Origin of the sequence: Stenotrophomonas maltophilia R551-3 (genome assembly GCF_000020665.1) — a bacterium.
Classification (GTDB): domain Bacteria; phylum Pseudomonadota; class Gammaproteobacteria; order Xanthomonadales; family Xanthomonadaceae; genus Stenotrophomonas; species Stenotrophomonas maltophilia_L.
The window spans coordinates 1,011,675-1,026,562 of sequence record NC_011071.1; the positions used below are offsets into that span (position 1 = coordinate 1,011,675).

The window sequence follows — 14,888 nt, forward strand, 5'->3', positions numbered from 1 at the left end:
TGCCCAGCGTGTGGTCACGCTCAGTCCACCGCGACGGTCTGCAGGATCGCACGCGCCAGTGCCGGCCCCGAGCTGGATTCCGCCTCCGCCACCAGCCGGTGGCCGGCCACTGCCACGAACAGGGTCTGCACGTCTTCGGGCACTACATGGCCGCGGCCCAGCAGCAGCGCATGTGCCTTGGCCGCACGCAGCAGGGCCAGGCCTGCACGCGGTGACAGGCCGACGCGCACGCCGGCGTGCTGGCGGCTGCGGGTCAGCAGCGCCTGCACGTAGTCGATGAGTGCGTCGCTGGCATGCACCTGGCCAACCGCATCGCGCAGTTCACGCACCTGGGTATCGTCCAGCTTCGGTACCGCGCGTGCGATCAGGTCGCGGCGATCACTGCCACGCAGCAGCTCGCGTTCGGCCTGGGCACTGGGGTAGCCCATCGCCAGCCGCAGCAGGAAGCGATCCAGCTGCGAATCCGGCAGCGGGAAGGTGCCGGACAGGTCCACCGGATTCTGCGTGGCGATCACGAAGAACGGATCGGGCAGCGGATGGGTCTGTCCATCCAGGGTGACCTGTTGCTCGGCCATTGCCTCCAGCAGTGCGCTCTGCGTGCGCGGTGGTGCGCGGTTGATCTCGTCGGCCAGCAGTACGTGGGTGAACACCGGGCCGGGATGGAACTGGAACTGGCGACTGCCCGCTTCATACACCGAGACGCCCAGTACATCGGCGGGCAACAGGTCGGAGGTGAACTGCACGCGCTGGAAGCTGAGGCCGAGGCTGCTGGCCAGTGCATGTGCCAGCGTGGTCTTGCCCAGGCCGGGCAGATCCTCGATCAGCAGGTGCCCAGCGGACAGCAGCGCGACGAAAGCCAGCCTGACTTCCGGCACCTTGCCCAGCACCAGTGCGTTCACCTGATCCTGTGCCTCCCGCAGGGCCTGTCGCAATTGATCGGTTAGCATGCTGGGGTTGGGGGACGAAGCTGGCATGATCGTCTCAGTTCTGGAATCCACTTGATTATCCATAGAGCGATGCAAGGCGAACAGCGCGCACGAACGATATTTCTCTGGTTATGGACGCTGGTCACAGCGGCCAAGCTGGTGGTGGCCGCGCGCCTGCCACTGTTTGTCGATGAGGCGTTCTACTGGCAGGAAGGCCAGCATCTGGCGGCTGCCTATTCCGATCTGCCCGGGTTGACCGCATGGCTGGCACGGCTCGGCGTGGAGATCGGCGGCCACCACGTCCTGGCGCTGCGCCTGCCGTTCCTGGCCATGGGTGCATTGCTGCCGCTGCTGGTGGCGCGCATCGCCACGCGCTGGTTCGGCAACGTGGCCGGATGGCAGGCCGGCAGCCTGACACTGTTGATGCCGTTGTCGGCCACGCTGGGGCTGCTGGCGGTGCCGGACGTGCCGATGGCACTGGCGGCGGTGATCTGCCTGCACGCCGGCGCGCGCCTGCTGCACAACGTCGATGCGTCTTCGGCGATGAAGCTGGCGCTGGGCCTGATGATCGGTGCGCTCAGCCACTACCGCTTCATCGGCGTCATCGGTGTTGGCTTCATTGCGTTGCTGGCGTTGCCGCAGGGGCGGCGCATGCTGGCTGATCCACGCGTATGGGTGGCGCTCGCAGTGGGCGTGCTGGCCTGGCTGCCGCTGCTGGCGTGGAATGCGGACAATCACGATGCCGGCCTGAAGTTCCAGGTGGTCGAGCGCCATCCCTGGACTTTCGAATGGGCTGGGCTGTGGTTCCTGCTGATCCAGCCGATGCTGGTCACGCCGATCCTGTGCATCGCGATGTGGAAGGTGGCGTTGGCGGGCACCCGCAGTGGTGGCGGCGCGCGGGTGCAGTGGCGTTACTTCGGCCTGGTCGGTGGTGTTTCAACGCTTGGCATCTTCCTGCTGGGGTTCTTCACCGACGTCGAGCGGATCAGCTTCCACTGGCCGTTGCCGGGCTATCTGGCGCTGCTGGTGGCGGTGCCGGTGGTGCTCAACGGCTGGCCGCGCTGGCTGCGCCGTACCGGCTGGTGGCTGGCCGGCGCCGGCATGGTGCTGGCATTCGGCTATTACCTGATGGCATCCACGCCTTCGCTGCGTGAGCAGCTGGCGGGCAGCAAGTACTACCCGCGCAACTTCGCCGGCTGGCAGCCGCTGGCGGTGGCGGTGCGCGATGAGCTGCAGCAGATGCCGGCCGGCACGCGCGTGCTGGCCGGCAACTTCAAGGTCGGGGCCGAATTGGGCTTCCAGCTGGGCAATGGTGATATCGAGGTGCTGCCGCATCCGCTCAACGACAAGCATGGCCGTACCGCGCAGCTGGCGCAGTGGGGGTTGCTGCACGAGGGCGAGCGTGCGGCGCCGATGCTGTTGGTGCTGTCGCCCAGTGACCAGCGTTACCGCGATCTGCTGGCGCGCTATCACGCCATCTGTGAACAGGTCGGGCCGTTGCCCGCGCCGCGGGTGGTCAGCAGCGACCATGGGTTCCAGCGTTTCCTGCTGTTCCGCCTGCCGGCACAGCGGGCGGCGGGTCCGTGCGTGACCCCGGCGATGGCGTGGCTGGATGCGCCATCCAACGGTGAAAAGGTTTCGGGCACGCTTGCCGTCAAGGGCTGGGCGTTCAAGGATGGCGTCGGCCTGGCGCGTGTCGAGGTGCTGGTCGATGGCCGCTCTATCGGTGACGCGCAGTACGGGCGTGTGTTCGACGTGCGCCACACCTGGCCGGACAGCACCGACCCGCGGCATCCGGCGGTGGGCTTCGATGCGTCGCTGGATACCGCCACTCTGGCACCGGGCCGGCATTGGCTGGGCCTGCGCCTGCATGGCAACGATGGCAGCGTGGAAGAGTGGCAGGAGCAGCCGTTCGAAGTTCGTTGAGTCCTGCTTTTGTAGAGTCGAGCCATGCTCGACTGCTTCTCCAAAGACAGTCGAGCATGGCTCGACTCTACAAAAAGGGCAGCCGAGCATGGGCTCGGCTCTACAGGTTGGCGGAAGCGTTCAGGGCACCGCGTATCCCGCCTTGCGCAGCAGCCCGCACAGCGCGATCAGCGGCAGCCCGACCAGTGCTGTCGGGTCGCGGTTGTCGATGGCCTCGAACAGGCTGATGCCCAGGCCCTCGCACTTGAAACTGCCGGCACAGTCCAGTGGCTGTTCTGCGGCCACGTAGCGGGCGATCTCGTCCTCGTCCAGCGCGCGGAAACGCACTTCGGTCAGGTCCATCGCCGTGAAGGATTCTCTGTTGCGCGTGAGACTGATGGCGGTATGGAAGCGCACGGTGTGCCCGGACATCGCTTTCAGCTGGGCGCAGGCCGCCTCGACCGTGCCGGGCTTGCCCAGCGGCTGGCCGTTCAGGTCGGCCACCTGGTCGGAGCCGATCACCCAGGCGTCGGGATGACGGGCAGCCACCCCGGCGGCCTTGGCGGCTGCCAGGCGCGTGGCCAGGGCCAGCGGGGCCTCGCCGTCCAGCGGGGTTTCATCCACGTCCGGGCGTGTGCAGTCGAAGGGCAGGCCCAGCCGTTGCAGCAGTTCACGGCGGTAGCGGGAGGTGGAGGCCAGGATCAGCGGCATGCGACAATACCGGGGCAGGGCGCGGCAGTCTGGCCCGTCCGCGACGCCAGCGGCAAGTCCTGTATGGCGGGCATTTGACAGCCGCCGCCCCGATCCTTAGTATTCAGCGGCTTATGTCCGCGAACGTGCCCGAAACGCTGGATGCCTGGCGGATGGTTGTAGCGCGAAGGCGCTTCGACGGTCAGGTCTCCCTGGCTGAATTGACCCGCCTGCAGGGGTTGGTCGCCGATACCGACGGTGAGTGTGTCTACTCGCTTGAATTCGGTCGCGACGACATCTTGCGGGTATCCTATGTGGAACTGACCATCGACACCGCGTTGCCGCTGACCTGTCAGCGCAGCATGCAGCGATTCCTGTTGCCGGTGAAGGTGACCCAGAGGCTTGGCCTGATCCGCGACGAGGACGAGGAATCGTCCCTGCCGGAGGAATACGAGGCGTTGCTGGTGCCGGAAGATGGCCAGCTGCGTCCCCTGGACCTGGTCGAAGACGAGTTGGTGCTGGCGGTGCCGGTGGTACCGCTGTCGCCCGACGGTGAAGCAGTCGACAAGGACTGGGCACCGAGCGAAGAAGAAACAAAGAAGGCCAACCCGTTTGCGGCGTTGGCGGCCTTGAAGAAACAATAGCAGCCGGATTGTCGTCGGCGGCTGCGGCGAAAGCGAAAGTGTGCTGGGCGCTGGCGTCCTGCGCGACGATACGACGAAGCAAAAACGAACCGAGTTTGGAGCAATCCCATGGCTGTCCAGAAATCCCGTGTCACCCCGTCCCGCCGCGGTATGCGCCGTGCGCATGACGCCCTGAGCGCCAAGCAGCTGTCGACCGACCCGACCACCGGCGAAGTGCATCTGCGTCACCACATCACTGCCGATGGTTTCTACCGCGGCAAGAAGGTCATCCAGACCAAGACCTCGGCCGTCGAAGAAGATTGATGTGCCGGGAAGGCCGCTGCCTCAGGGCAGCGGCCTTTGCCTTCTTTCCCGGGCTTGCCGGTGATCGGCGGCCTGCGCAACAGGAAACATGATGAGCAAGCGGATCTATTCGAGGATCGCGGGCACCGGTAGCTATTTGCCGGAAAAAGTCCTGACCAACGCCGACCTGGAAAAAATGGTCGAAACCTCGGATGAGTGGATCCAGTCGCGCACCGGCATTCGTGAACGGCACATCGCGGCCGAAGGCGAAACCACCAGCGATCTCGGCTACAACGCCGCGCTGCGCGCACTTGAAGCGGCCGGCATCGACGCTTCGCAGCTCGACATGATCGTGGTCGGTACGACCACCCCTGACCTTATTTTCCCGTCCACCGCGTGCCTGATCCAGGCCAAGCTCGGTGTGGCCGGATGCCCCGCCTTCGACGTCAACGCGGCCTGTTCGGGTTTCGTGTTCGCGCTGGGCGTGGCCGACAAATTCATCCGTTCCGGCGACTGCCGGTACGTGCTGGTGATCGGCGCCGAAACGCTGACCCGCATGGTTGACTGGAACGATCGCACCACCTGCGTGCTGTTCGGTGATGGTGCCGGCGCCGTCGTGCTCAAGGCCGACGAAGAGACCGGCATCCTCAGCACCCACCTGCATTCCGATGGCAGCAAGAAGGAGCTGTTGTGGAACCCGGTGGGTGTCTCGACCGGTTTCAAGGGCGGCGCCAACGGTGGTGGCACTATCAACATGAAGGGCAACGATGTGTTCAAGTACGCCGTCAAGGCGCTGGACTCGGTCGTGGACGAGACCTTGGCTGCGAACGGCCTGGACAAGTCCGACCTGGATTGGCTGATTCCGCACCAGGCCAACCTACGCATCATCGAAGCCACGGCCAAGCGCCTGGACATGTCGATGGAACAGGTCGTGGTCACGGTTGATCAGCACGGCAACACCTCGTCCGGCTCGGTGCCGCTGGCGCTGGACGCTGCAGTGCGATCGGGCAAGGTCGAGCGCGGCCAGCTGCTGTTGCTGGAAGCCTTCGGCGGCGGCTTCACCTGGGGTTCGGCCCTGCTGCGCTATTGATAGTGCAAGTTACGACAACGTGAAGTCTGTCGTTACGGCCCCTCTGGGGCCGTAACGCGTTTAAGGAGGACCTGTCATGGTTGAGCCCATCGTCATCGAAGGGCAACGTGCCTGGCTGAAGCAGTACGGCAAGGGAAGCCGGGCGCTGGCCCTGGGCCTGCTCAATTTTGTTGCCCGCCGTTTCCATCTCGATGCCCTGCGCCCGCCACCGCATCGCGGCGGTGACGCTGCACGCGAAACCGAAGCCCGTCGCCTGGCTGAACTGCAGGCGCAGGGGGTGAACGTGCCCGATGTGCTGGGTACCGGTCATGCCGCGCTGGTGATCGGCGACAACGGCAGTTCGTTCAATACCTGCCTGCGCGAAGCCGACGAGGCCGGTCGCGACCGGTTGGTGATGGCAGCGATGCTGGCCATCGCCGAAGCGCATGCGCGTGGCGCCTATTTCGGCCAGCCGCTGCCGCGCAATCTCACCTGGGACGGCCAGAAAGTAGGCTTCATCGACTTCGAGGAAGATCCGCTGGAAGTGATGGACCTGGCTGAAGCGCAGGCCCGCGACTGGCTGATGTTCGGCTACGGCGTCGCCAAGTACTACGCCGACCGCCCCGAGCACCTGCAGGCGATGATGGCCGAGGCGATGGGCGATGTTCAGGCACCGGTGCGCGAGCATGTGCATGCGGTCAGTGGCCGCCTTCGCAATCTGGCCCGGGTCTGCATGAAGCTGGGCCGTTCAGCGCGCGCGCTGGCGCATTCGATCTTCATCGCCCATGGCGCCAGTACCGCCGGCGTGCTGATGCTGGTCGGCCTGTGCGTGGATTTCCTCGCCGACGGTGATCTGGACGTCCTGCAGCTGTTCTGCTGATCATCGGCTGGAGTCAGATCCCTTTTCCCATCGAAAAGGGATCTGCCCCCGGATCTCCAGCGCCCTGCGACCCCCATTGACCATACGCGTGCATACGCGCACGTACAGACGACACGGCATGTTCCCCCTTATCATGGCCCGCTTCGATTGCAACAAGCGGATGACCGCGTGACCGTATCCACCCTCGCTTTTGTCTTCCCCGGCCAGGGCTCGCAGTCTGTGGGCATGCTGGCCGAGCTGGCCGAACTGCACCCGCAGGTGCGTGAAGCCTTCACCGAGGCATCCGATGGTGCCGGCGTCGACCTGTGGGCGCTGTCCCAGGGCGGCCCGGAGGAAATGCTCAACCGTACCGAATACACCCAGCCGGCCCTGCTGGCCGCAAGCATCGGCGTGTGGCGCGTCTGGAATGCCGTGGGCGGTCCGCGCCCGTCGGTGCTGGCCGGTCACAGCCTGGGCGAGTACAGCGCGCTTGTCGCCGCTGGCGCGCTGAGCCTGCACGACGGTGCGCACCTGGTGCGCCTGCGCGGCCAGCTGATGCAGGAAGCCGCGCCGGCGGGCGTCGGTGCCATGGCCGCCGTGCTCGGCGCCGAGGACCAGCTGGTGCTGGACGTCTGTGCCGAAGCTGCGGGCAGCCAGGTGGTAGTGCCGGCCAACTTCAATTCACCCGGCCAGATCGTGATCGGCGGCGACGCCGATGCGGTCGACCGTGCGCTGGCGCTGCTGGCCGAGAAGGGCGTGCGCAAGGCGGTCAAGCTGGCGGTCAGCGTGCCGTCGCATACGCCGCTGATGCGTGAAGCCGCCAACCGCCTGGCCGAAGTGATGGCCGGCCTGTCCTGGCAGGCACCGCAGCTGCCGGTGGTGCAGAACGTCGATGCCAAGGTCCATGACGGTATCGACGCGATCCGCACCGCGCTGGTGCAGCAGTTGTACCAGCCGGTGCAGTGGACCGGGTGCGTGCAGGCGCTGGCTGGCCGCGGCGTCACCCGGATCGCCGAATGCGGCCCCGGCAAGGTGCTGACTGGCCTGGTCAAGCGCATCGACAAGGCCATTGACGGCCGCTCGCTGGCCACTCCGGGCGACTTCGAAGGCGCCCACGAGGCGTGGTCGGCCTGATTGCCCCTGTTCCTGCCGACCGTGCCGGTCGCCGCTGCAAGCGGCATGGGCGCGGCGGCCGTCCCAGCCTGAGGAAAACATCATGAGCAAGCCCCTGCAGGGTGAAATCGCACTGGTCACCGGTGCCAGCCGCGGCATTGGTGCCGCCATCGCCGATCTGCTGGCCGCCCAGGGCGCCACCGTCATCGGTACCGCCACCACAGAGTCCGGCGCTGCCGCGATCGGTGAGCGCCTGGCTGCCCACGGTGGTCATGGCCGTGCCTTGAACGTGACCGACGCTGCCGCGCTGGACAGCGTGCTGGACGGCATCGCCAAGGAATTCGGCCCGATCTCGATCCTGGTCAACAATGCCGGCATCACCCGCGACAACCTGCTGATGCGCATGAAGGACGAGGACTGGGCGTCGATCATCGACACCAACCTGACCAGCGTGTTCCGCACCAGCAAGGCGGTCATGCGCGGCATGATGAAGGCACGCAAGGGCCGCATCATCAACATCGCATCGGTGGTGGGCGTGACCGGCAACGCCGGCCAGGCCAACTACGCGGCGGCCAAGGCCGGCATCATCGGCTTCAGCAAGTCGCTGGCCAAGGAAATCGGTTCGCGCGGTGTCACCGTCAATGTGGTCGCTCCCGGCTTCATCGACACCGACATGACCAAGGCGTTGCCGGAGGAAGCGCGTACCGCGCTGATCAACGACATCGCTCTCGAACGCCTGGGTTCGCCGGAGGACATCGCCCATGCGGTGGCCTTCCTGGCCGGCCCGGCTGCCGGTTACATCACCGGCGAAACCCTCCATGTGAACGGTGGCATGTACATGCCGTAAGCAAGGGGCGCAGGGATTGCGCCGCAAGTGGTTGATCTGCTGAGGTTTTTGCTGCGATGCAAGGCCGCGCTGGTTTCCACTACACTATCCCACGGCCATCGCCTTTGATGGCGACCACTTTTGAACCACAACTCCATCTGGAGCGAGATCCCATGAGCACCATCGAAGAACGCGTCAAGAAAATCGTCGTCGAACAGCTTGGCGTCAAGGAAGAAGAAGTCACCACCAGCGCATCGTTCGTCGATGACCTGGGCGCTGACTCGCTGGACACCGTCGAGCTGGTGATGGCCCTGGAAGAAGAATTCGAGTGCGAGATCCCGGACGAAGAAGCCGAGAAGATCAGCACCGTCCAGGCCGCCATCGACTACGTCAAGGCCCACGTCAAGGCCTGATGTCAGACGGCAGTGCGCGCGCGGGCTCACGCTCGCCGCGCACCGCACCCCATGGGGCCGCTGTTGCGGCCCCGTGTGTTTGAGCATCACATCGAAGCAAACCGAGTTACCCGTAGAAACCATCCGGGTCAGGAGAAACAGCAATGAAGCGTCGCGTCGTCGTAACCGGCCTGGGTATCGTCTCGCCGTTGGGCAATGATCTGGCCAGCAGCTGGGAAGGCATCACCCATGGCCGTTCGGGCATCGGTCCGCTGACCAACGTTTCTGATGCCTATCTGGATCGGTTCACCACCAAGATTGCAGGTGAAGTCAAGGGATTCGACATCACCGCCGACAACGAACTGTTCGGCAAATTCCGGGTCAGCGGCAAGGATGCCAAGAAGATGGACCCGTTCATCCATTACGGCCTCGGTGCCTCGTTCATGGCCCTGCATGATTCGGGCCTGGAGATCACCGAAGCCAATGCCGATCGCATGGGCGCCATCGTTGGCGCCGGCATCGGCGGCCTGCTCGGCATTGAAGAGCAGACCATCGAGTTCCACGAGGGCAAGAAGATCTCGCCCTTCTACGTGCCCAAGACCATCATCAACATGCTGCCGGGCCAGCTGAGCATCATCACCGGCCTGAAGGGCCCGTCGTTCTCGGCGGTGTCGGCGTGCGCGACCTCGAACCATTCGATCGGTACCGCGATGCGCATGATCCAGTACGGCGATGCCGACGTGATGGTGGTCGGTGGTGCCGAGCGCGGCTCCTCGCCGACCGCAGTGGGCGGCTTCTGCGCGATGAAGGCCATGAGCACCCGCAATGACGCTCCGGAACAGGCCTCGCGCCCGTGGGACAAGGACCGCGACGGCTTCGTGCTGGGCGACGGCGCCGGCATCCTGATCCTGGAAGAGTACGAGCACGCCAAGGCACGTGGCGCGAAGATCTACTGCGAACTGGCCGGCTTCGGCGCCAGCTCCGACGCGTACCACATGACCGCCCCGAGCGAGAACGGCGAAGGCGCCGCGCGCTGCATGGTCATGGCCATGAAGGACGCCGGCGTGACCCCGGAACAGGTCGGTTACCTCAACGCGCATGGCACCTCCACGCCGCTGGGTGACCTGGGCGAAACCATGGCGATGAAGACCGCCTTCGGCGACCACGCCTACAAGATGATGGTCAGCTCCACCAAGTCGATGACCGGCCACCTGCTGGGTGCTGCCGGCGGCGTGGAAGCGATCTTCTCGGTGATGGCGCTGCAGGACAACGTCATCCCGCCGACCATCAACCTGCAGCAGCCGGGCGAAGGCTGCGACCTGGACTACGTGCCCAACGAAGCACGCCGGGCCAAGGTCGACGTGGTGATGTCGAATGGTTTCGGCTTCGGCGGCACCAACGGCACGCTGATCTTCAAGCGCGTCTGACCGACGTTGTAGAGTCGAGCCATGCTCGACTTTACATACGAAGAAGCCGCCGCAAGGCGGCTTCCGTGCATCTGAACCCCGAACTGGCCGCCATGACCCACGCCCCGCTGATCCACCCGCTGCCGCACCCGATCGACCTGCTGGCCCTGCAGCAGCACGACCCGGCGCGCTTCCCGCTGCTGATGGAATCCACTGCCTCGGGCACCGCCCAGGGCCGCTGGAGCCTGCTGCTGGCCGCGCAGGGCGATTGCCTGCGGCTGGATGCCGATGGCCGGGTGCGTGACCAGCGCGACGTGGTGCAGGCCGGCAGCTTCCTGCAGGTGCTGGACCGTGCCTGGCAGCGCGAACGCCTGCCGCATGACGGCAGCCACAGCCTGCCGTTCCGCGGCGGTTGGGCGTTGATGCTGGATTACGAAGTGGCCAGCCAGATCGAAACCGTGCTGCCGTCGCGTGCGCGCGATGACGGTCGCCCGACCGCGCTGGCGCTGCGCTGCCCGGCGGCGGTGCTGCACGATCACCACAACGACGCCAGCTTCGTCATCGCCGAAGCCGGTGAGCATGCGCTGCTGGATGCGTTGGTGGCACTGGCCTCGGCCGTGCTGCCCGAAGCAGGGCAGGGCTGGTTGCCGCCGCAGTCGGTCGGCGAGGACGCGCCGCAGCGCTTCACCGACGGCGTGCGCCGGGTGATCGAGTACCTGCGCGCCGGCGACGTGTTCCAGGTGAACCTGTCGCGGCGCTGGAGCGCACAGTTCGCCGCGCCGGTCAGTCCCCAGGCGCTGTACGCGCAGCTGCGCCGCGCCAACCCGGCCCCGTTCGCCGGCCTGTTCACCGCGCACGGCCGCCACGTGGTCAGTTCCTCGCCGGAACGGCTGGTGTCGGTGCACGCCGGCCATGCGCAGACCCGGCCGATTGCCGGCACCCGCCCGCGCTTCGAAGGCGATGACGATGCCGCGCGCATCCAGGAGCTGGTCGGCCACCCGAAGGAGCGTGCCGAGCACGTGATGCTGATCGACCTGGAGCGCAACGACCTGGGCCGCATCTGCCTGCCTGGTACCGTGGTGGTCGATGAACTGATGACCGTGGAAAGTTACGCCCACGTGCACCACATCGTCAGCAATGTCAGTGGCCATCTGCGTCCAGACGTGACCCCGGGTGAAGTGATCGCCGCCACCTTCCCCGGCGGCACCATCACCGGCTGCCCGAAGGTGCGCTGTATGCAGATCATCAGCGAACTGGAGCAGGTGCCGCGCGGTGCCTACACCGGCGCCTTCGGTTGGCTGAACCGCGATGGCGACCTGGACCTGAACATCCTGATCCGCACCGCCGAAGTGGACGGCCACGAGGTGAGCTTCCGCACCGGCGCCGGCATCGTGGTCGACTCGGACCCGGACAAGGAACTGGACGAGACCCGCGCCAAGGCCCGCGGCCTGCTGCGCGCGCTCGGCCAGCAGGGGTAGTTCCGGCCGCTGGCCGGCAACCTCATGCACCCATGATCCGCGCGATCGCCGGCCAGCGGCCGGCACTACCGGTACCAGTGGGAGCCATTGTTTGGGTGGGTGCCGACCGTTGGTCGGCACGCAGGCGCCACCCCGGTCATGACCCCACACCACCGGCACGGTATCCTGCACGACGGAATCGAGTTCAGAGGTAGTCCATGGCGGGAGCCAAGCGCGGGTGTCTGTTCGTGGTAACGCTGGTGGTGGTGCTGGCCGCCGTCGTGGCCGGCGCGGGCGCGTGGTTCTTCTACCAGCAGACCCGGTTCGCCGACGCTCCGATCACCCCGTCCGCCGAAAGCGTGGTCATCGCCAGTGGCGACGGCATGAACACGGTGCTGCGCAAGCTGCGCGACGCCGGCGTGGACGAGGGCCAGGACGCGCAGTGGCAGCTGCTGGCGCGCCAGCTCGATGCGGCCGGCAAACTGAAGGTGGGTGAGTACGCGCTCAGCAACGACCTGACCCCGCGTGATCTGCTGCTGCGCATGCGCGCCGGCAAGGTGCTGCAGCACCGCGTCACGATCATTGAAGGCTGGAACATCCGCCAGTTGCGTGCCGCGCTCAAGCGCGCCGAGCCGCTGCTGCACACCACCGACAACCTCGATGACGCCGCGTTGATGCAGCGCCTCGGCTTCGGTGGCCAGCATCCGGAAGGTCGTTTCCTGCCGGAGACCTATGTCTACCAGCGCGGCGACAGTGACCTGGACGTGCTCAAGCGCGCCCACGGTGCGATGGAGAAGGCACTGGACGAGGCGTGGGAAAGTCGTGCGCCGGACCTGCCGATCAATACGCCCTACGAGCTGCTGACGATGGCGTCGATCATCGAAAAGGAAACCGCGCTGGCCAGCGAGCGCCCGCAGATTGCCGGGGTGTTCATGCGCCGCCTGAAGATCGGCATGCGCCTGCAGACCGACCCGACCGTGATCTACGGCATCGGCGCGGCGTATGACGGCAACATCCGCCGCCGCGACCTGACCACCGATACGCCCTACAACACCTATACGCGTGCGGGCCTGACCCCGACCCCGATCGCCATGCCCAGCCGCGACGCGCTGATGGCGGCCGCACAGCCGGCTGCGGGCGACGCGCTGTACTTCGTCGCGGTCGGCGATGGCAGTGGCGCGCATGTGTTCTCGCCCAGCCTGGACCAGCACAACGCCGCAGTGGCCCGCTACCTGCAGCAGCTGCGCCAGCAACGCACCAAGGAGACCCCGGCGCAATGAGTCCCGCGCTGCTTCGCCATCCCCGTTTCGTCAGCCTGGAAGGTGGCGAGGGCGCGGGCAAGACCACCGCCATCAACGCCATCCGCGATTGCCTGCGCAGCCACGGCCACGAAGTGGTGCTGACCCGCGAGCCGGGTGGTACACCGTTGGCCGAGCGCATCCGCGGCCTGGTGCTGAAACCCGATGCCGAAATCGCCGCCGAGCCGCTCAGCGCCGAAGCCGAGTTGCTGCTGGTGTTCGCTGCACGCGCGCAGCATGTGCGCCAGGTGATCCAGCCGGCCCTGCAGCGCGGCGCCTATGTGCTGAGTGATCGCTTCACCGATTCCAGCTACGCCTACCAGGGCGGTGGCCGTGGCCTCGACCTGCAGTGGATTGCCGACCTGGAGCGTCGCGCCGTGGGCCTGCTGCCGGGCCTGACCCTGCTGCTGGATGTGGAGGTTGCTGTGGGCCGCGCGCGTGCCAATGGTCGCGACCTGTGGCCTGACCGCATCGAAAGCGAGCAGGACGACTTCTTCCAGCGCGTGCGCGAGGTGTTCCGCAGTCGTGCGCAGCAGGATCCGCAGCGCTTTGCGTTGATCGATGCCGGACAGGTGCAGGAACGCGTGGCGGCCGATGTGGTCGCATGCGTCGAGCGCTGGCTGCAGGACGGGGAGGGCGCATGAGCACGTTCTCGCCGTGGCAGCAGCGCGCGTTCGAACAGACGGTCGCCGCGCTCGATGCTGATCGGCTCGGCCATGGCCTGCTGATCTGTGGCCCGGCCGGACTGGGTAAGCGCGAGGTGGCGTTGGCCCTTGCCGACCATGTGCTGGCGCGCGGCGATGCCGCGCATGCCACGCGCACGCGCCAGCTGATCGCCGCCGGCACCCATCCGGACCTGCAGCTGGTCAGCTTCATTCCGAACAAGAGTGGCGACAAGCTGCGCACCGAGATCGTCATCGAGCAGGTGCGCGAGATCACCAACAAACTGGCGTTGACCCCGCAGTACGGCGTGGCGCAGGTGGTGATCGTCGACCCGGCCGATGCCATCAACCGTTCGGCGGCCAACGCGCTGCTGAAAACACTGGAAGAGCCGCAGCCCGGTCGCTACCTGTGGCTGATAAGCAGCGACCCGGCGCGCCTGCCGCAGACCATCCGCAGTCGCTGCCAGCGCCTGGAATTCAAGCTGCCGCCGCGTGAGGAAGCGCTGGCGTGGCTGCAGCACCAAGGGCACAGCGAAGCATCCGCGCGCGAAGCCCTGGACGCCGCGCGCGGCCATCCCGGCCAGGCCGACAACTGGCTGCGCGAAGACGGCCTGAGCCTGCGCCGTGAGGTGGGCCGCGAACTGGAGCAGCTGGCCGCCGGCAAGACCGGCGCGGTGGAGCTGGCGCAGAAGTGGTGCGGTGATGACAACGCGGCGCTGCGCCTGCGCTTTGCCGCCGACCTGGCGCTGGCCCAGGCCAGCACCGATGCCTTGACCACGCCGGAGCGATTGCACAAGCTTGCAGCCTGGTTCGATGCGGCTAACCGCACCCGCGACCTGCTGCGCACCACGGTGCGTGCAGACCTTGCGGTGGTCGAGTTGCTGCTGGCCTGGAACAAGGTGAACGAGCGGCCTGCCGCAAGGGGAAATCGATGAGTGCCAGCAACGCCCGCCAGGGCATCCTGTCCCTGGCTGTGAAGGACAAAGCCGCGCTGTACAGCGCGTACATGCCGTTCGTGAAGAATGGCGGCATCTTCGTGCCCACGCCCAAGCGCTACTTCCTGGGCGACGAGGTGTTCCTGCTGCTGACCCTGCCTGATTCCAGCGAGCGCCTGCCGGTGGCCGGCAAGGTGATCTGGGTGACCCCGGCCGGCGCGCAGGGCAACCGCACCGCTGGCATCGGCGTGCAGCTGGCCGACGGTGCCGAAGGCGAGGGCGTGCGCCACAAGATCGAGACGCTGCTGGCCGGCCTGACCAGCTCGGACAAGCCGACGCATACGATGTGAGGTGGCGCTGGGCCATGCCCGGCTGCATGCCCCGAAACACCCGTGACCCCGCCCTTCTGTAGAGTCGAGCCATG

At 66.5% G+C, this 14,888-nt stretch carries 16 protein-coding genes; 14 read left to right on the plus strand and 2 right to left on the minus strand.

Annotated elements, in window-relative coordinates:
• Positions 1–20: 20 nt before the first annotated feature.
• Positions 21–974, minus strand: coding sequence for an AAA family ATPase (locus SMAL_RS04470; RefSeq protein WP_012510214.1), 954 nt, complete (start codon positions 972–974; stop codon positions 21–23).
• Between the two features lie 42 nt (positions 975–1,016).
• On the opposite strand from SMAL_RS04470, the gene SMAL_RS04475 reads away from it, so the two are divergent.
• Positions 1,017–2,852, plus strand: coding sequence for a glycosyltransferase family 39 protein (locus tag SMAL_RS04475; protein ID WP_004146882.1), 1,836 nt, complete (start codon positions 1,017–1,019; stop codon positions 2,850–2,852).
• A 120-nt stretch (positions 2,853–2,972) separates the two neighbouring features.
• Here the strand turns inward: SMAL_RS04475 and SMAL_RS04480 are convergent, their stop codons facing one another.
• Positions 2,973–3,542 (minus strand): Maf family protein, encoded by a 570-nt coding sequence (locus SMAL_RS04480; RefSeq protein ID WP_012510215.1) that lies wholly within the window; start codon positions 3,540–3,542, stop codon positions 2,973–2,975.
• 113 nt (positions 3,543–3,655) lie between these two features.
• On the opposite strand from SMAL_RS04480, the gene SMAL_RS04485 reads away from it, so the two are divergent.
• From SMAL_RS04485 to SMAL_RS04545, 13 genes are all read left to right on the plus strand, one after another.
• On the plus strand, positions 3,656–4,165 hold the full coding sequence (locus SMAL_RS04485; RefSeq protein ID WP_004146886.1) for a YceD family protein: 510 nt from the start codon (positions 3,656–3,658) through the stop codon (positions 4,163–4,165).
• 108 nt (positions 4,166–4,273) lie between these two features.
• On the plus strand, positions 4,274–4,468 hold the full coding sequence (rpmF, locus tag SMAL_RS04490) for a 50S ribosomal protein L32 (protein ID WP_004154640.1): 195 nt from the start codon (positions 4,274–4,276) through the stop codon (positions 4,466–4,468).
• A gap of 91 nt (positions 4,469–4,559) precedes the next feature.
• Positions 4,560–5,537 (plus strand): beta-ketoacyl-ACP synthase III, encoded by a 978-nt coding sequence (locus SMAL_RS04495; protein ID WP_004146896.1) that lies wholly within the window; start codon positions 4,560–4,562, stop codon positions 5,535–5,537.
• A 76-nt stretch (positions 5,538–5,613) separates the two neighbouring features.
• Positions 5,614–6,396: a BUD32 family EKC/KEOPS complex subunit gene (locus SMAL_RS04500; RefSeq protein ID WP_012510216.1), complete on the plus strand. Its 783-nt coding sequence runs from the start codon at positions 5,614–5,616 to the stop codon at positions 6,394–6,396.
• 168 nt (positions 6,397–6,564) lie between these two features.
• Complete coding sequence (gene fabD, locus SMAL_RS04505; protein ID WP_012510217.1) at positions 6,565–7,509, plus strand: ACP S-malonyltransferase; 945 nt, start codon at positions 6,565–6,567, stop codon at positions 7,507–7,509.
• An 82-nt stretch (positions 7,510–7,591) separates the two neighbouring features.
• On the plus strand, positions 7,592–8,335 hold the full coding sequence (fabG, locus tag SMAL_RS04510) for a 3-oxoacyl-ACP reductase FabG (RefSeq protein ID WP_004146899.1): 744 nt from the start codon (positions 7,592–7,594) through the stop codon (positions 8,333–8,335).
• Positions 8,336–8,487: 152 nt separating this feature from the next.
• Positions 8,488–8,727 carry an acyl carrier protein gene (gene acpP, locus SMAL_RS04515; RefSeq protein ID WP_012510218.1) on the plus strand — a complete coding sequence of 80 codons (240 nt, stop codon included), beginning with the start codon at positions 8,488–8,490 and terminating at the stop codon, positions 8,725–8,727.
• Positions 8,728–8,870: 143 nt separating this feature from the next.
• Positions 8,871–10,133, plus strand: coding sequence for a beta-ketoacyl-ACP synthase II (fabF, locus tag SMAL_RS04520; RefSeq protein ID WP_012510219.1), 1,263 nt, complete (start codon positions 8,871–8,873; stop codon positions 10,131–10,133).
• A 92-nt stretch (positions 10,134–10,225) separates the two neighbouring features.
• Positions 10,226–11,590, plus strand: coding sequence for an aminodeoxychorismate synthase component I (locus SMAL_RS04525; RefSeq protein ID WP_012510220.1), 1,365 nt, complete (start codon positions 10,226–10,228; stop codon positions 11,588–11,590).
• A gap of 197 nt (positions 11,591–11,787) precedes the next feature.
• Positions 11,788–12,849: an endolytic transglycosylase MltG gene (mltG, locus tag SMAL_RS04530; protein WP_012510221.1), complete on the plus strand. Its 1,062-nt coding sequence runs from the start codon at positions 11,788–11,790 to the stop codon at positions 12,847–12,849.
• A complete protein-coding gene (tmk, locus tag SMAL_RS04535) occupies positions 12,846–13,511 on the plus strand; it encodes a dTMP kinase (RefSeq protein WP_012510222.1) in 666 nt (221 codons plus the stop codon). Before mltG ends, tmk begins: the two co-directional genes overlap by 4 nt.
• Positions 13,508–14,464 carry a DNA polymerase III subunit delta' gene (locus SMAL_RS04540; protein WP_012510223.1) on the plus strand — a complete coding sequence of 319 codons (957 nt, stop codon included), beginning with the start codon at positions 13,508–13,510 and terminating at the stop codon, positions 14,462–14,464. Before tmk ends, SMAL_RS04540 begins: the two co-directional genes overlap by 4 nt.
• Positions 14,461–14,814 (plus strand): PilZ domain-containing protein, encoded by a 354-nt coding sequence (locus SMAL_RS04545; RefSeq protein WP_004146965.1) that lies wholly within the window; start codon positions 14,461–14,463, stop codon positions 14,812–14,814. Before SMAL_RS04540 ends, SMAL_RS04545 begins: the two co-directional genes overlap by 4 nt.
• Positions 14,815–14,888: the final 74 nt, after the last annotated feature.